Source organism: Streptomyces sp. NPDC101393 (assembly GCF_044767385.1).
Classification (GTDB): Bacteria; Actinomycetota; Actinomycetes; order Streptomycetales; family Streptomycetaceae; genus Streptomyces.
This window is the reverse complement of sequence record NZ_JBIWNU010000001.1, coordinates 209,149-224,199: the sequence shown is the minus strand read 5'-3', so window position 1 is coordinate 224,199 and position 15,051 is coordinate 209,149. Positions and strand designations below refer to the sequence as shown.

General features: G+C 73.2%; 13 protein-coding genes. 7 read left to right on the top strand and 6 right to left on the bottom strand.

The genetic code is table 11. The annotated features are described in order from the left end of the window. Positions 1–109 precede the first annotated feature (109 nt). The 4 genes from ACIRQ7_RS00960 to ACIRQ7_RS00945 all read right to left on the bottom strand — a co-directional run bounded on the left by ACIRQ7_RS00960 (position 110) and on the right by ACIRQ7_RS00945 (position 3,946). Positions 110–706 carry a Uma2 family endonuclease gene (locus ACIRQ7_RS00960; protein WP_404258931.1) on the bottom strand — a complete coding sequence of 199 codons (597 nt, stop codon included), beginning with the start codon at positions 704–706 and terminating at the stop codon, positions 110–112. Positions 707–864: 158 nt separating this feature from the next. After that, positions 865–2,067, bottom strand: a complete 1,203-nt coding sequence (locus ACIRQ7_RS00955) for a lysophospholipid acyltransferase family protein (RefSeq protein WP_404260035.1) — start codon at positions 2,065–2,067, stop codon at positions 865–867. A 326-nt stretch (positions 2,068–2,393) separates the two neighbouring features. Then, positions 2,394–3,326 carry a phosphatidate cytidylyltransferase gene (locus ACIRQ7_RS00950; protein WP_404258929.1) on the bottom strand — a complete coding sequence of 311 codons (933 nt, stop codon included), beginning with the start codon at positions 3,324–3,326 and terminating at the stop codon, positions 2,394–2,396. Beyond that, positions 3,323–3,946: a phosphatidate cytidylyltransferase gene (locus tag ACIRQ7_RS00945; protein WP_404258927.1), complete on the bottom strand. Its 624-nt coding sequence runs from the start codon at positions 3,944–3,946 to the stop codon at positions 3,323–3,325. Before ACIRQ7_RS00945 ends, ACIRQ7_RS00950 begins: the two co-directional genes overlap by 4 nt. Before the next feature lie 375 nt (positions 3,947–4,321). Between ACIRQ7_RS00945 and ACIRQ7_RS00940 the strand changes: the two genes are divergently transcribed. From ACIRQ7_RS00940 to ACIRQ7_RS00930, 3 genes are all read left to right on the top strand, one after another. Then, the gene (locus tag ACIRQ7_RS00940; RefSeq protein ID WP_401463345.1) at positions 4,322–4,453 is read left to right on the top strand and encodes a hypothetical protein; all 132 of its coding nucleotides are present in this window, start codon (positions 4,322–4,324) and stop codon (positions 4,451–4,453) included. Between the two features lie 146 nt (positions 4,454–4,599). After that, on the top strand, positions 4,600–5,247 hold the full coding sequence (locus ACIRQ7_RS00935; protein ID WP_404258926.1) for a TetR family transcriptional regulator: 648 nt from the start codon (positions 4,600–4,602) through the stop codon (positions 5,245–5,247). Between the two features lie 105 nt (positions 5,248–5,352). Further along, complete coding sequence (locus ACIRQ7_RS00930; protein ID WP_404258924.1) at positions 5,353–6,393, top strand: NAD(P)-dependent alcohol dehydrogenase; 1,041 nt, start codon at positions 5,353–5,355, stop codon at positions 6,391–6,393. A gap of 7 nt (positions 6,394–6,400) precedes the next feature. Here ACIRQ7_RS00930 and ACIRQ7_RS00925 read toward each other — a convergent pair whose 3' ends face one another. Further along, positions 6,401–8,008: a purple acid phosphatase family protein gene (locus ACIRQ7_RS00925; RefSeq protein ID WP_404258923.1), complete on the bottom strand. Its 1,608-nt coding sequence runs from the start codon at positions 8,006–8,008 to the stop codon at positions 6,401–6,403. Positions 8,009–8,137: 129 nt separating this feature from the next. Between ACIRQ7_RS00925 and ACIRQ7_RS00920 the strand changes: the two genes are divergently transcribed. Beyond that, positions 8,138–9,178, top strand: a complete 1,041-nt coding sequence (locus ACIRQ7_RS00920; protein ID WP_404258921.1) for a 3-isopropylmalate dehydrogenase — start codon at positions 8,138–8,140, stop codon at positions 9,176–9,178. A gap of 368 nt (positions 9,179–9,546) precedes the next feature. Next, positions 9,547–10,635, top strand: a complete 1,089-nt coding sequence (locus tag ACIRQ7_RS00915; protein ID WP_404258920.1) for a branched-chain amino acid aminotransferase — start codon at positions 9,547–9,549, stop codon at positions 10,633–10,635. Between the two features lie 81 nt (positions 10,636–10,716). Here the strand turns inward: ACIRQ7_RS00915 and ACIRQ7_RS00910 are convergent, their stop codons facing one another. Further along, positions 10,717–12,216 carry a cytosine permease gene (locus ACIRQ7_RS00910; protein ID WP_404258918.1) on the bottom strand — a complete coding sequence of 500 codons (1,500 nt, stop codon included), beginning with the start codon at positions 12,214–12,216 and terminating at the stop codon, positions 10,717–10,719. A gap of 362 nt (positions 12,217–12,578) precedes the next feature. Between ACIRQ7_RS00910 and ureA the strand changes: the two genes are divergently transcribed. Beyond that, positions 12,579–13,325 carry an urease subunit gamma gene (gene ureA / locus ACIRQ7_RS00905; protein ID WP_404258917.1) on the top strand — a complete coding sequence of 249 codons (747 nt, stop codon included), beginning with the start codon at positions 12,579–12,581 and terminating at the stop codon, positions 13,323–13,325. Further along, entirely contained in the window at positions 13,322–15,016 is a 1,695-nt protein-coding gene (locus ACIRQ7_RS00900) for an urease subunit alpha (protein WP_401463357.1), read from the top strand. The genes ureA and ACIRQ7_RS00900 overlap by 4 nt, the downstream gene beginning before the upstream one ends. The last annotated feature ends 35 nt before the right edge of the window (positions 15,017–15,051 follow it).

The following is a 15,051-nucleotide window of genomic DNA, read 5'->3' as shown; positions in this document are numbered from 1 at the left end:
CGGGGCCCCCCCCCCCGCCCCCCCCCCCCCCCCCCGGGGGGGGCGCCCCGGGGCCCCCGGGGGGGCGCCCCCCCCCCGGGGGGGGGGGGCCGGGCCCGCCGCCGTGGTGTCAGCTGCCGGACCGGGAGGGGCCGGTGACGGACTCGCCGATCACGAAACCCTTGGCGGGGCCTTCGGAAATGATCACGTCCGTGCCGTACGGCCTGCGGGTGGAGTCCGCGTAGGCCCCTTCGCCAGGGGAGGGAGAGGTGAGCACGGTGCCATGGCCGTGGCTGTCGTAGTCGTCGATGATCACGTACACGGGGATACCGGCACGGGCGTATGCGCGGACCTTGCGGACGCGGTCGCGCTGGGGGCAGTCGCGGCCGGGGGAGGCCACCTCGACCACGAGATGCACGGCAGACGCCTTGATGCCCAGGCCGTCGTCGGTGATGTGCTCCTCGGTATCCTCGGGGACGAGGAAAAGGTCAGGAATCCCTACTTTGCGGCCGTGGATGATGTTCATGTCCTGGCGCGCGGCCGCATCGCTCTGCGCCAGGTGGACGACCAGCTTGTCCCGTAGCCGGTTGATGACCAGACCGTGCGTGCAACGACCTGTGGGTGACACCTCGATGGACCCCTCGATGATCTCGGCGTGGAAGCCCTCGGGGAGTTCCATGGCTTTCCATGCCTGCCACGGGACCTCGTCAAGATCGTGTCCGGACATTGTGGCCTCGGGCTTCTCGTGTGCGAGAGCGGTCAGGGTGCAGCACCTCCTCCTCAAATGTGGGCGGGCTCGGCCTCGTGGCACAAGCGACGCCGCCAAGCCAGGCAGGGGCACCCTCACCCAGCTGCGGAGCCGCCATGATTCACCACTTCGTACGACTATCCGCTCCACCCGTTGACGATCATGCCCAGGCCCAGCGTGAAGCCGCCGCCCAGCAGCGCGGCATACGCCGGATAGCGGCGGCGCCAGGGCCGGGCCGCGGCGCCCAGGGCAGCGAAGGCGAGGCCGACGGTGAGGGTGCGGGTGCCGCGGGCGCGGGCGGAGGTGAGGAGCCAGTCGGCGGCGGGGACGCCCGCGCGGCCCGCCCCGGCGGCGTAGACCTTGAACGGGATGCCGTCCCACGGCTGGTGGCGTACGGCGGCGGCGCCCTCGTCGGTCAGCTGCCGGGAGACCTCCGCGCGCATCCGGTCCGTGGTGAGCGGGGCCGGCAAGTGGGCGCCCGAAGCGGCCAGTTGGAGTGACAGAAGGCCACCGGCCAGGCTTCCCGCCAGGGCCGTCAGGGACAGTCGCAGGCCGGCGCGGGGCGCGGCCACGCACGCCACGGCGAGGAACAGCTCCGGCATCAGCGGCCAGCTCAACGCCTCGGCGAAGGCCCAGGCGAAGGCGAGCGGCAGCCCCCAGCGGGAGGCGGCCACGGCCGCGACGCGGCGCCGCAGCCGGGAGTCGGGGAGCGGGGCGCCGGCCGCGCGGTCGGTCAGCTCCTGGACGGCGTCGCGGGCGGCGGCCGGGGGGACGGCGCCGTACAGCGGCGCGCCGATGTGCACCCGGACGAGGGTGCGGCGGAGCCTGCCGTGCTTGGGCAGCAGCCGGTCGGTGCCGGCCAGGCCCACCGGGACGACGGGGACGCCCGCGCGCTCGGCCAGCAGCAGCGCACCGCGCCGGAAGTCGCCGACCGCGCCGTCGCGCCCCCGGGTGCCCTCCGGGAAGAGGACCACGGCCCGGCCGGCGCGCAGCGCGTCGGCCATACCGAGCAGGTCGTCGAGGCCGCCGCCGGTGCGCCGCACGGGGAAGCCGGCGGCGAGGTGGCGGCAGACGCGGCGGCGCCAGGGGGTCGCGAACCAGTAGTCCGCGGCGGCGCCGATGAGGGGCGCGTGCCGGGAGTCGAGGGCGGCGAGCAGGGCCGCCGTGTCGGCGTGCGAGGAGTGGTTGGCGACGACGACACAGCCGCCGCGGGGGAGCCTGCCCCGGTGGGTGACGCCACCGGTGAGGGTGAGGACGACGGACCACAGGGCGCGGCGCAGCCAGGCCGCGGTGGCGGAGGGGAGTTCCGTGCGGGGGAGTTGGGGGAGTTGGGGGAGCAGCGGTGCGGCGGGGTATCCGGGCGCCCGGCCGTGGCGGCGGTGGCCGCGGGGCCGGGTGAACGGGCCGTAGCGGCGGTTTCGGCTGCGCCGGTCGGCCCGGTCGGCCCGGTCGGCCCGGTGCGTCCCGGGGAAGGGGTGGGGCAGGGTGCGGCGGGCCCGGGTGCGGGTGCGTGCACGGCGGCCGGGGTGTGCGGGGCGGCGGGTGGCGAGGGCACGGCGGCGGGTACGGCCGCGTCGGCCCGTACCGTCCTCCAGGGCGGTGGGCCGGGGGCCGGTGGGGGAGAGCAGGCCGGCAGGGGCCGGGGTGCGGGGTTGCGGCACGGTCGTCACAGGGTCACCACCATCGCCAGCAGCAGCGCCACCAGCAGCGAGTCGATACGGTCCAGGAGCCCGCCGAAGCCGGGCAGCCAGCTGCCGGCGTCCTTCACCCCCGCCTCCCGCTTGACCATGGATTCCAGCAGGTCACCGAGGACGCAGCCGGCCAGCACCGCGACCCACAGCAGGGGGCTGAACGCGCCGACGGCCAGCAGCGCACCGGCCGTGGCGACGGCCGAACCCAGCACCCCCGCCCAGGTTTTGTTCGGGGAGAGCGGCGACAGCGGCCGGGCGAGGGCACCGCGCCGCCCCAGCGCCGTACCGCCGCACCAGGCCCCCACATCGCCCAACGCGACGGCCACGCCCACCGCGACGGCGGTGCCGCCGAGCAGAACGAGGCCGGTGAGGGCGACGGGGATCCAGAGCAGGCCGAAGAGGGCGCGGGAGGTACGGGCGGTGCCGCTCCGGTGGTCGCCGGAGAGCAATGCGGGCAGCGCGGCGGCGATCAGCAGCACCGCGACCACCCGCAGATCCAGCCACTGCGGCCGCAGCCAGGCCAGCAGCGGCAGGACGACGGCGGCCACGGCGAGCACATGGCGCTCGGCACCGGCAGCCGCACCCGTGGTGCGCTCGGTCGCGCCGCCCGGCGTCATCCGGGCGAATTCGTTGACGGCGATCAGCCCGAGGGCGGCCGCCAGGACCGCAGCGCCGGCCTCACCGAAGAACAGCGAACCCAGGAACACCGGGGTGGCCAGCGCCCAGGTGCGCCAGCGGCGGCGCAGTTCGCGGCGCATCCGCACCCGGTCGGGCAGCGCCGCGACGGCCACGCCGCCCAGCCCCAGCACCCCGCCGACCACCGGCGCGACCCGGCCGACGGCCTCGCCGCCGGTGAGCAGCGCTCCGGTGGCGCCCGGCGCGCCCAGAAGGCCCACCAGCGCGCTCATCGGGCCGCCACCTCGTCCGTCACGTTGCCCGGCGCGTCGCCGGCCCCGTCGGCCAACTCCCGCCACAGCCAGACCAGTCGGAGCGCCGCCGTCAGGGCGGATCCGGCCGCGAGCACGATCAGTACGGGTACCGCCCAGCCGGTCGCCGCGGCCACCACCGCCAGCAGGCAGCGCTCGGTCTTGCCGACCGGGCCGCCGTTGCGGCGCGGCGCTCCGGCCGCGGCGCCGGCCAGGGCCACCCAGGACGGCAGCGTCGCGGCGAGCGCGGCGACGGCCACCAGCGACGGCGGAGCCAGGGTCAGGAATCCGGCGACCACCAGAAGGTCGGCCGCCCGGTCGCCGAGTTCGTTGAGCACCGACCCGCGCCGGGTGCAGCGGCCGGTGTCCCGGGCCAGCGCACCGTCGAGGTTGGCGCACGCCAGCCGGGCGGCGAGGAGTGCCGCGACCGGGAGAGCCGCGAGCGGCGCGGGCAGCCAGGCGAGCGCGGCGGCAGCACCGGCGGCGGACAGCACACCGGCGGCGGTCAGCGCGTCCGGCGAGACGTTCCGGCGTACCAGCGCGCCGCGGATGCCGCCGAGCCGGGCGGCGTACCAGGGCTTGAGTGCATAGAGGCCGTTCATGGGGGCCACTCTTGCCGGGGGCCGCGGGATGCGGCTCGGCGCTCGTACTCACGGGACGTACTCAAAAGGGGGGCGGCGCCGGGGTGAGTACCTGTGCGCCGAGCGGGGCCGATCGCGGCCTTTGGGGCGGCTCGGAGCGGGCCGGATCGCGGGATCCGTCTCAGATAGTAGGAAGCCCAAGTAATTGTGCAGACATCACGGCCGAGCTGTCCTAGCTTTGTAGGAGCCGAACGTATCGCTCCATCGAGCGAAGGCGGATGCGGCCCGGTGCGCGAGCGCAGGTGACCCCTGCCGCGCCGAGGCCCCCGCTCCTTCCGGCCGTTTCTGGATCGACGCATCCCATTTCTCGGGGCTCTGGCATTGGAGACGTGAATCATGGCCGAGACTGCCGTCCGCAGGACCCGTCACACCGCCCGCACCACCAACGAAGCCGACCGCAGGGCAGCCGCTGCCGCCCTCCAGCGGGCGCTCGACCGTCGCGACAACGGCGGCGAGACCGGGCACTGAGCCTGCCCCTGGCACTCGATCCCTGATACCTCGATTCCTGGCGCCGTTGCTTCAAGGCACCTCGATCCCTGGTTCCGTGTTCATGGCTCATCGTGTCCCGACGGGACGGATGTCCCGCCGGGACACGATGGGTGTATGGTGCAAGTATGAGCGTGGAAGGAACCGGCCCCGATCCCGGGCACCCGCGGCGCGACCGCCGGGCCCGCGGGTCGCGCCGGACCCGTGAGGCGCTGGCACAGGCCGCGTGCGAGCTGGTGCTCGACCGCGGGCTGCGCGAGGTCACCGTCGAGGGCATCGCCGAGCGCGCCGACGTGGCCCGCCGGACCTTCAGCCGGTACTTCACCGGCAAGGAAGACGCGGTCGCCGACTGCCTGCGCGCCGACACCGCGCGCATCAACGACGCGCTGCGCGCCCGCCCGGCCGATGAGGCGCCGCTCGCCGCCTACCGCGCCGCCGTGCTGACCTGGCTCGCCGACGAGGACGAGCCCGCCTGGCACCGCCGCCCGCGCGTCCTGGAGCTGCTGACCCTCGCCGAGCGCGAGCCGACGCTCTACGCCGCACTCCAGCACGCCCGCGTCGCCGCACAGGACGACTCGGTGGACATTCTCGCGGCCCGGCTGGGCGTCGACCCGGCCGCCGATCTGCGCCCCGCCGTCCTGGTCGGGGCGGGCGCCGGCGCGCTGGTCGCCGCGCAGCACGCCTGGGTGCGGGGCGGCGAGGCCGCCGCCCTGCCCCGTTTGGCCGAACAGGCCTTCGCGGCTCTGACCGGCGCACTCCCGCAGCAGGGGAGCTGAGCGCCGACGCGCCACCGCCCGCCGACCCGCACCGGACCCTCCACCCGTCACGAAGGGCCGGTCGCCCACCACCACACCTCGGGGTATCGAGAGAAGAGCACCGCCATGAAGGCAGTCCAGTACCGCGAAATCGGCGCCGCGCCGCAGGTCGTCACCGTTCCCGATCCCGAAGTCGGGCCGGGACAGGTGCTGTTGAGGATGACGGCGGCCGGGGTGTGCCACTCCGACATCGCCGTGATGAGCATGCCGGCCGAGGCGCTGCGCTTCCCGCTGCCGCTGACCCTCGGCCACGAAGGCGTCGGCGCGGTCGCGGCACTCGGCGCGGGGGTGAGCGGATTCGCGGTCGGCGACGAGGTGGCCGTCTACGGGCCGTGGGGCTGCGGCTCCTGCGCCAAGTGTGCGCAGGGAAAGGAGAATTACTGTCTGCGCGCCGCCGGACTGGGCATCTTCCCGCCCGGCCTGGGCGCCCCGGGGGCGATGGCGCAGTACATGATCGTCGACGACCCCCGGCATCTGGTGCCGCTCGACGGGCTCGACCCGGTCGCCGCGGTGCCGCTGACCGATGCCGGCCTGACGCCTTATCACGCGATCAAGCGCTCGCTGCCCAAGCTGGTCCCGGGTGCCACGGCGGTCGTCATCGGGACCGGCGGGCTGGGGCATGTGGCGATCCAGCTGCTGCGTGCCATGACCACCGCCCGCGTCATCGCGCTGGACGTGACCGAGGAGAAGCTGGCGCTGGCCCGCGCGGTCGGCGCGCACGAGGCGGTGCTCTCCGACGCGCGGGCGGCCGCCACCGTCCGGGAGCTGACCGGCGGAGTGGGCGCGGAGCTGGTACTGGACTTCGTCGGCGCCCCGCCGACCGTCGCCACGGCCGGTGCGGTGGCCGCCGTCGAGGCCGATGTCACCCTCGTCGGCATCGGCGGCGGCACCCTCCCGGTGGGCTTCGGCTCGCCGGCGTACGAGGTCTCGGTCTCGTCGCCCTACTGGGGCAGCCGGTCCGAACTGTCCGAGGTGCTGGCGCTGGCGCGGGCCGGGTCGGTCGCGGTGCACGTCGAGACCTACGGGATCGACGAGGCGCCGCTGGTCTACGAGCGGCTGCACGCGGGGAAGATCAACGGCCGGGCCGTGATCCTCCCCAACGGCTGAACCGCGCTCAGGTGCGCCCCGGCGGGCGGGTCACCTCGAAGTGGTCGATGCGCTCGCCCGATTCGGCGAGCGCGGTGACCTTCATCCTGGGCCGGTGCCCCGGCTCGACCTCGACGGCGAGGAACGAGAAGCCGGTGTAGCGCACCCGCGACCACTCGGCCTTCTCCGTCGCCTTCGTCCGGTCCTTGGTCCAGTGGTACGTCGGCACCTCGTCGAGGTCCTTCACATGGCCCTCGTAGCTGTCCGGCACCGGGAAGTCGTACAGCGCACGGCCCGCGCCGCCCGCCGTGACGTACACGATGCCCTCGCGGGCGGCGTCGACGTGCTCGCCGATCGGGACCTTCTTGGTGACCCGGCCGCCCTTGAGCGCGTCGGTCCGCTCGTAGACGTGGTTGTGGCCGTTGATGACCAGGTCCACCCGGTGCTTGTCGAACAGCGGCAGCCAGGCGTCCCGCACCCCGCCGTCCGAGGCGTGCGAGTTCGTGGTGGAGAACGCGCAGTGGTGGAAGAAGACCACGATGAAGTCGATGTCCGCGGCGGCCCGCAGCTCGCCCAGGCGGCGATCCAGCCAGCGGGTCTGCCGGCCGCCGGTGTAGCCCTGGTTGGCCGGGATCTCGTACGAGACGTCATTGGCGTCCAGTGCGACGACCGCGGTGTTCCCGTAGGTGAAGGAGTACACGCCGGGGGCGTGCCGGGCGTCCGGGCCGTTGCCGGGCAGCGTCCAGCGGGCGTTCTGGCCGCCGTAGCCGTTGGGGGAGTACCAGGCCTCCATGTCGTGGTTGCCGGTCGTCACCATCCACGGCACGGATTTGGCGACCGACTCGGTCTGGGCCAGGAACTGATCCCACACCCGCGCGTCGTAGGTGTCGTCCTCGGAGCCCTGCCCGTCCGGGTCGGCGTAGCAGATGTCGCCGGCGTGCAGGTGGAACGACGGGTTCTGGCCCAGGATCAGCTGGTCGTTGGCGAGCGCGTGGTAGCTCACCCCCTGGTCGCCGAAGGCCGTGAAGACGAACTTCTCGGCCCGCGCCGGGGCCGTCCGGAAGGTGCCGACCGTCGAGAAGTGCCGCGGATCGGCCGGGTCGAAGCCGTCGTGCCCGACGCCGTAGTAATACGTCGTGCCGGGCCGCAGGCCGTCGAGCGCGGCGTGCAGGTAGTACTGCTGCACGGCCGGCAGCTTCGCCGAGAGCGACGGGGTGTGCAGATCACGCACCTCCGCCTCGATCTTGCGCCCCAGGTCCCACGGCTTGAGCCCCACCCGCAGATACGGCCGCCGGACCGCGAACGGCACCTGCCAGCCGATGCGCATCTCCCGCTTCGGATCGGCGCCGAAGGCCAGATGCCGGCCGAAGGGCGCGACCAGCGAGCCGTTGACGGCGGCGGAGGCGTGCGACGCCAACAGGGTGGGCGAGGCGTGCGCCGAACCCGCCAGCAGACCGGAGCCCGCCACCACCCCCGCGGTGGCCGCCGACGTGCGCAGCAGGCCCCGCCGGGTGAGCTTGGTACGGAGGTACTCGTGCTGCTCGGGCATGGTCATCCGGGACGCGAGCTGCTCCGGTATCCCGACGCGCGGGGTGTGCGAGGGCAGGGGGTGCTCCCCCCGGAGGTTTCCAGTCATGGCTCGAATGTGGCAGCGCGAGCCGACCTGGTGCGGTCCGCAGGGTGAACGGGAGTTGACCGACTCCCCACGTGTCCGTATGCCGGACGTTACGTGTCAGCTGATGGGACGAAGAGTAGGGTCCAAGCCATGACTCGCAGCATTCGCCTCGCAGTGATCCCCGGTGACGGTATCGGCCAGGAGGTCGTGGCCCAGGGCCTCAAGGTCCTGACCGCGGTCCTCCCGCAGGACGTCAAGCTGGAAACCAAGGAGTACGACCTTGGTGCCAAGCGATGGCACGCGAGTGGCGAGACCCTCCCGGACGAGGAGCTGGAGTCGCTCAAGCAGCACGACGCGATCCTGCTCGGCGCCATCGGCGACCCGTCCGTACCCTCCGGCGTCCTGGAGCGCGGCCTGCTGCTCAAGCTCCGCTTCGCCTTCGACCACTTCGTGAACCTGCGACCGTCGAAGCTCTTCCCGAACACCACCACCCCGCTCGCCGGGCGCCCCGACATCGACTTCGTCGTGGTCCGCGAGGGCACCGAAGGCCCCTACACCGGCAACGGCGGCAGCCTGCGCACCGGCACCCCGGCCGAGGTCGCCACCGAGGTCAGCCTCAACACCGCCTACGGCGTCGAGCGTGTGGTCCGGGACGCGTACGAGCGGGCCAACTCCCGCCCCCGCAAGAAGCTGACGCTGGTCCACAAGAACAACGTCCTCGTCTACGCCGGCCACATGTGGAAGAACATCTTCGACAAGGTCGGCCAGGAGTACCCCGAGGTCACCACCGACTACCTGCACGTCGACGCCGCGACGATCTTCTTCGTCACCCAGCCCGAGCGGTTCGACGTCATCGTCACCGACAACCTCTTCGGCGACATCCTCACCGACCTCGCCGCGGCCGTCACCGGCGGCATCGGCCTCGCCGCCTCCGGGAACATCAACCCCACCGGCGAGTTCCCCTCGATGTTCGAGCCGGTGCACGGCTCCGCCCCGGACATCGCGGGCACCGGCAAGGCCGACCCGACGGCGACGATCCTCTCCGTCGCGCTGCTGCTGCGCCACCTCGGCTTCGAGGCGCAGGCCGCCCGCATCGAGGAGGCCGTCGCGGCCGACCTGGAGGCCCGGGACGGCTCCCCGCGCAGCACGGACGAGATCGGCGACGTGCTCGCCGCACGCGTAGCGGGCTGACGCCCTCGGGGCGGCAGCCCCCCCGCAGTAACGCACAGCGCCGGGCCGCACACAGGCCCGGCGCTGTGCGCTTCTCACACCCGCCACAGCTGTAACTGCGCCCGGCGAGGTGCGACCATCAGACCCGGAACGCGCACACGTTTCCGACAGCGGATCCTCACGAGCGATAATCGGACGTGGGCCGCCGTCCGCGAGGAAGCTCGGACGTCCCAGTAACGTCCGTACGTCGCGAGACGTCGTGAGCGCGGCCGACAAACCGGCACCGGTGCCGCAAACCCGGGGGAGGCCCCTCGGGCCCCCAGCCCTCCTGCCGGAGGACTGGGCCGGTGACGCGCGGCACACGGAACACGCAGTGAAGGACACGATTCATGACGACGCCCACGATCGAGCTCAAGCCCTCCTCGCACCCGCTCTCCGACGCGGAGCGGGAGCAGATCCTGGCCGGGCCCGGCTTCGGCCGCTACTTCACCGACCACATGGTGACGATCAAGTGGACGGAAGGCCGCGGCTGGCACGACGGCCAGCTCGTGCCGTACGGGCCGCTCTCCCTCGACCCGGCGACCAACGTCCTGCACTACGCCCAGGAGATCTTCGAGGGCCTCAAGGCCTACCGCCAGCCGGACGGCTCGGTGGCCTCCTTCCGTCCCGACGCCAACGCCCGGCGCTTCCAGTCCTCCGCCCGCCGGCTGGCCATGCCGGAGCTGCCCGTCGAGACCTTCATCGAGGCATGCGATGTGCTGGTCCAGCAGGACAAGGACTGGGTGCCCGCGCACGGCGGCGAGGAGTCCCTCTACCTGCGCCCCTTCATGATCGCGACGGAGGTCGGCCTGGGCGTGAAGCCCGCCAACGAGTACCTCTTCGTGGTCATCGCCTCGCCCGCCGGCGCCTACTTCGCCGGTGGCGTCAAGCCGGTCTCCATCTGGCTGTCGCAGGACCGGGTGCGCGCCGTCCCCGGCGGCATGGGCGACGCCAAGACCGGCGGCAACTACGCCGCGTCGCTGCTCGCGCAGGCCGAGGCCGCGGCGCAGGGCTGCGACCAGGTCGCCTACCTCGACGCCGTGGAGCACAAGTGGGTCGAGGAGCTCGGCGGCATGAACCTGTACTTCGTGTACGGCGACAAGATCGTCACTCCCACGCTGACCGGCTCCCTCCTGGCCGGCGTCACCCGTGACTCCCTGCTCTCCGTCGCCCGGGACCTGGGCTACGAGTCCCAGGAGGCCCGCGTCTCCATCGAGCAGTGGAGGACCGACGCGGCGAACGGCACCCTCACCGAGGTCTTCGCCTGCGGCACGGCAGCCGTGATCACCCCGGTCGGCACGGTCAAGAGCGCGGGCGGCGAGTGGACCCAGTCCGGCGGCGAGCCCGGCAAGGTCACGCTGAAGCTGCGCGAGGCGCTCCTCGACATCCAGCGCGGTGTCGCCGAGGACGCGCACGGCTGGATGCACCCGCTGGGCTGAGCCCCCGGCGTCACCCCCGACACGGCCGAGGCCGCCCCCGACATCGCGTCGGGGGGCGGCCTCCGCCGTGTCCGGGCCCGCTCAGCCGGCCTCCGCCGCGGCCTCCGCGGGCGGCCCGGCCGGGGCCGTCGTGGGCGTCGTGGGCGTCTCCGCACAGGAGGGCGCGGACGCCGGCGCGGCGGGGCGCACGGCAGTGACGGGACGCGGGTCGCGGGCGCCCAGGGCCAGGTACGCCAGGCCCGCCACCGCCGCCGCGAGCAGGAAGCTGACGTCGATACCGCCGGTGAGCGGGAGCAGCGGCCCCTGGTAGAAGGGCGTGTCGACGCCCATCAGGCCCACCGCGGAGCCGAGGGCCCACGCGAGCGCCGCGTGGGCGTTCCAGCCCGCCCGGTACCAGTACACGCCGCCCCGGGTACCGCGGTTGTAGACCTGCAGCGCGTCCGCGTCGTACCGGCCGCGGCAGCGCACGAAGCCGATCACCGTGATGACCGCCCAGGGCGTGCCCACGGCGGTCATCAGCAGCACGAACGACGTCATCGCGTCCTGCGCCGCCCACAGGAAGTGGCCGCCGAAGACCAGCACGGTCGAGACCGCGGCGACGACGTACGTGGCCTGGGTACGGGTCGCGCGCGGCAGGATCGCGTCGAGGTCGAGGCCCATGCTGTAGAGCATCAGCCCGGCGTTGCCCACGGAACCGGCGGAGGCGTTGAGCAGCAGCAGCGCGAGGTACCAGAAGGGCGCGCCGGCCACCAGCGGGCCCGCGTAGTCACCGCCCGCGCCGACGGCGAGTGCGGTGAAGGTGCCGAACAGCTGCGGGATCAGCAGGCCGACCACCAGGCCGAGACAGGCGGCGCCGAAGACCTTCTTGGAGCTGTGCCGCCGGGGGGAGATGTAGCGGCTGTAGTCGCCGAGCAGCGTGATGAAGGCGATGGGGCCGCTGAGCCCGGCCGACACGGCGGCCAGCAGCCAGGTCTGCCAGAAGCCGCCGAGCAGATACGACGTCCCGTGCGGTGCGGCGGTGGTGAAGGTACCGGCGTACGCGACGATGCCCAGGGCCAGCAGGATCGTCAGGCCGACGGCGAGCACCTTGCTCAGCCGCAGCAGCACCCGGTAGCCGTAGACCGCGCCGACGGCGGTGGCACCGGCCAGCAGGGCGTAGACCAGGGCGTAGGTCGGGCCGCCGGCCGGCAGCCCGATCAGGCGGTGCAGGCAGCCCACCACGGCGTCGCCGCCCACCCACAGCGTGAGCGCGGTGTAGCCGAGCGAGAGCAGCAGGCCGATGACCGAACCGATGAGCCGGCCGCGTACGCCGAAGTGGGCGCCGCTGCTGGTGGAGAGGTTGGTCGCGCTGCGCAGCGACACCAGCGCGAGCGGGGCGGTCAGCAGGGTGCCGACGGCGGTGCCCGCCACGAGCGAGGTCACCGAGGGCCAGAATCCGAGCCCGAAGGAGACCGGGAGCCAGCCGAAGATCACCACACCGAGGGCGAGGTTCGAGCCCAGCAGGATCGAGATGAGGTCGCGCGGACCGCTGGTGCGCTCCTCGTCCGGGATGGTGTCGACTCCGCGTTGTTCTATCGGCATGAGGGCTCCCCTGAGAGGCCGGACAACAGTGTGTGCGTGGCGAGCGGTGGTTCGTTCGGTGAGCGGTGCTCCGGAATGGTGAGCGGTGCTCGGGGTGCTGAGCGGTGCTCGCGAGGCTGAGCGGGGCTCTGTGGGCGGGTTCCGCGCCTGGTGCGGCCGGTGGGTGCCTGACGGCTGCGGGCCGATCGCGGTGAGTGCCGCCCGACCGGACCGCCTGTCCGCCGCAGTATTAGAGCAGCACTCAATGTCACTCACAGCCCTGGGCCACGTCAATGCTTTCCGTCATGCGTTTTGCGGGTTAGAGTGTCGCTCAAATCGATCTGCCGTATCGATCTGCCCAATCGATCTGGAGGTGTGACGGGATGCGGTTGACCCCGACGGAACGCGATCGGCTGCTGCTGTTCGGCGCGGCCGAGCTGGCGCGGGCGCGCCGCTCCCGCGGGCTGCGGCTGAACGTGCCCGAGGCGACCGCGCTCATCGCGGACACAGTCTGCGAGGCGGCGCGGGACGGGCGCCGCCTCGCTCAGGCCATCGAGGCGGCACGCGATGTGCTCGGCCCGGACGATGTGCTGCCCGGAGTGGCGGACGTGGTCACCGAGGTGCATGTGGAGGCCGTCTTCGACGACGGCTCCCGCCTCGCGGTGGTCAGCGACCCGATCCGCGGCGGCGCGACGGCCCAGCAGCCGGCGACGGACGGCGGCCACGGCGCGGACACCGGCCCCGACGGCCCCGGCGCACCGGCCCCCGGCGCTGTACTCCCGGGCCCCGCCGACCGCGCGCCCGAGCCCGATGTCCGCCTCACCGTGCACAACACCGCCACGGTGCCGGTCAGCGTCACCTCGCACTTCCACTTCTTCGAGGCCAACCCCCGGCTGGAGTTCGACCGCGGTGCCGCCTACGGCATGCGGTTGTGCGTCCCCGCCGGTTCATCGGTGCGGTTCGACCCCGGCGGCTCCTCGGAGGTCGGTCTGGTGCCGATCGGCGGCGACCGGATCGCGATCGGCTTCGCCGGTCTTGTCGACGGCCCGCTGGACGCACCGGGCGCAAAGACGGAAGCGCTGCGGCGGGCGGCCGCCTGCGGCTACCTGGGAGCGGAGGAGCAGGCATGACCGGGAGCATCGACCCCCACGACTACGCGTCGGTACACGGCCCGCGGGCCGGCGACCGCGTCGTCCTCGGCGACTCGGGCCTGGTCGTCCGCGTCGAGTCCGACGCCCAGAAGCCCGGCGACGAATTCCTGGCCGGCTTCGGCAAGACCGCCCGCGACGGACTGCACCTCAAGGCCGCGGCCGTCCGCGAGACCTGCGACGTCGTGATCAGCAACGTCCTGGTCATCGACGCCGTCCAGGGCATCCGCAAGGTGTCCATCGGTATCCGCGAGGGCCGCATCCACGCCATAGGGCGGGCCGGCAACCCCGACACCCTCGACGGCGTCGACGTCGTCGTCGGCACCGGCACCTCGATCGTCTCCGGCGAAGGCATGATCGCCACCGCGGGCGCCGTCGACACCCACGTCCACCTGCTCTCGCCCCGTGTCATGGAGGCCTCCCTCGCCTCCGGCGTGACCACGATCATCGGCCAGGAATTCGGCCCGGTGTGGGGCGTCGGCGTCAACTCCCCCTGGGCGCTGGGCCATGCCTTCAGCGCCTTCGACGCCTGGCCCGTCAACATCGGCTTCCTGGGCCGCGGTTCGTCCTCCGGCGACGCGCCGCTGGTCGAGGCGCTGGCCGAGGGCGGCGCCTGCGGTTTCAAGGTGCACGAGGACATGGGCGCGCACACCCGTGCCCTGGACACCGCGCTGCGTGTCGCCGAGGAACACGATGTCCAGGTCGCCCTGCACAGCGACGGCCTCAACGAGTGCCTGTCGGTGGAGGACACCCTCGCCGTCCTCGAAGGCCGCACCATCCACGCCTTCCACATCGAGGGCTGCGGCGGCGGGCACGTCCCCAACGTCCTTAAGATGGCCGGCGTCCCCAACGTCATCGGCTCCTCCACCAACCCCACCCTCCCCTTCGGGCGGGACGCGGTCGCCGAGCACTACGGCATGATCGTCTCGGTCCACGACCTGAAGACCGACCTGCCCGGCGACGCCGCCATGGCCCGCGACCGCATCCGCGCCGGCACCATGGGCGCCGAGGACGTGCTGCACGACCTGGGCGCGATCGGCATCACCTCGTCCGACGCCCAGGGCATGGGCCGCGCCGGCGAGACCGTACGCCGCACCTTCGCGATGGCCGGCAAGATGAAGGCCGAGCTGGGCCCCGCGCCGGGCGACGGCGCGCACGACGACAACGCACGGGTGCTGCGCTACATCGCCAAGCTCACCATCAACCCCGCCATCGCGCACGGGCTGTCGCACGAGATCGGATCGATCGAGGTCGGCAAGATGGCGGACATCGTGCTCTGGAAGCCGCAGTTCTTCGGCGCCAAGCCGCAGCTGGTGCTGAAGTCCGGCTTCCCGGCCTACGGCGTCACCGGCGACCCGAACGCCGCCACCGACACCTGCGAACCGCTCGTGCTCGGCCCGCAGTTCGGCGCGTACGGCGCGGCGCCCGCCGAGATCTCGGTCGCCTTCGTCGCGCGCGCCGCCGTCGAAGCGGGCAACGACGGCATGCCCACCCGCCGCCGCCGGGTCGCCGTCCGCGGCACCCGCGGCATCGGTCCCGCCGACCTCGTCCACAACTCCCGTGTCGGGCAGGTACAGGTCGACGGGCACAGCGGACTGGTCACCCTCGACGGCGAGGCGATGCGCTCCGAGCCCGCCGACTCCGTCTCCCTGTCCCGCCTGTACTTCCTGTAACTCCGGTTCGGGGCCCGGCCGCGCACCGGCCGGGC

Bases quoted from the DNA above. Each gene is read 5' to 3' on its own strand.
- ACIRQ7_RS00915 (WP_404258920.1), top strand. From the start codon at position 9,547: ATGACGACGCCCACGATCGAGCTCAAGCCCTCCTCGCACCCGCTCTCC.
- ACIRQ7_RS00935 (WP_404258926.1), top strand. From the start codon at position 4,600: ATGAGCGTGGAAGGAACCGGCCCCGATCCCGGGCACCCGCGGCGCGAC.
- ureA (WP_404258917.1), top strand. From the start codon at position 12,579: ATGCGGTTGACCCCGACGGAACGCGATCGGCTGCTGCTGTTCGGCGCG.
- ACIRQ7_RS00910 (WP_404258918.1), bottom strand. From the start codon at position 12,216: ATGCCGATAGAACAACGCGGAGTCGACACCATCCCGGACGAGGAGCGC.
- ACIRQ7_RS00920 (WP_404258921.1), top strand. From the start codon at position 8,138: ATGACTCGCAGCATTCGCCTCGCAGTGATCCCCGGTGACGGTATCGGC.
- ACIRQ7_RS00940 (WP_401463345.1), top strand. From the start codon at position 4,322: ATGGCCGAGACTGCCGTCCGCAGGACCCGTCACACCGCCCGCACCACC.
- ACIRQ7_RS00960 (WP_404258931.1), bottom strand. From the start codon at position 706: ATGTCCGGACACGATCTTGACGAGGTCCCGTGGCAGGCATGGAAAGCC.
- ACIRQ7_RS00925 (WP_404258923.1), bottom strand. From the start codon at position 8,008: ATGACTGGAAACCTCCGGGGGGAGCACCCCCTGCCCTCGCACACCCCG.
- ACIRQ7_RS00900 (WP_401463357.1), top strand. From the start codon at position 13,322: ATGACCGGGAGCATCGACCCCCACGACTACGCGTCGGTACACGGCCCG.
- ACIRQ7_RS00950 (WP_404258929.1), bottom strand. From the start codon at position 3,326: ATGAGCGCGCTGGTGGGCCTTCTGGGCGCGCCGGGCGCCACCGGAGCG.
- ACIRQ7_RS00945 (WP_404258927.1), bottom strand. From the start codon at position 3,946: ATGAACGGCCTCTATGCACTCAAGCCCTGGTACGCCGCCCGGCTCGGC.
- ACIRQ7_RS00930 (WP_404258924.1), top strand. From the start codon at position 5,353: ATGAAGGCAGTCCAGTACCGCGAAATCGGCGCCGCGCCGCAGGTCGTC.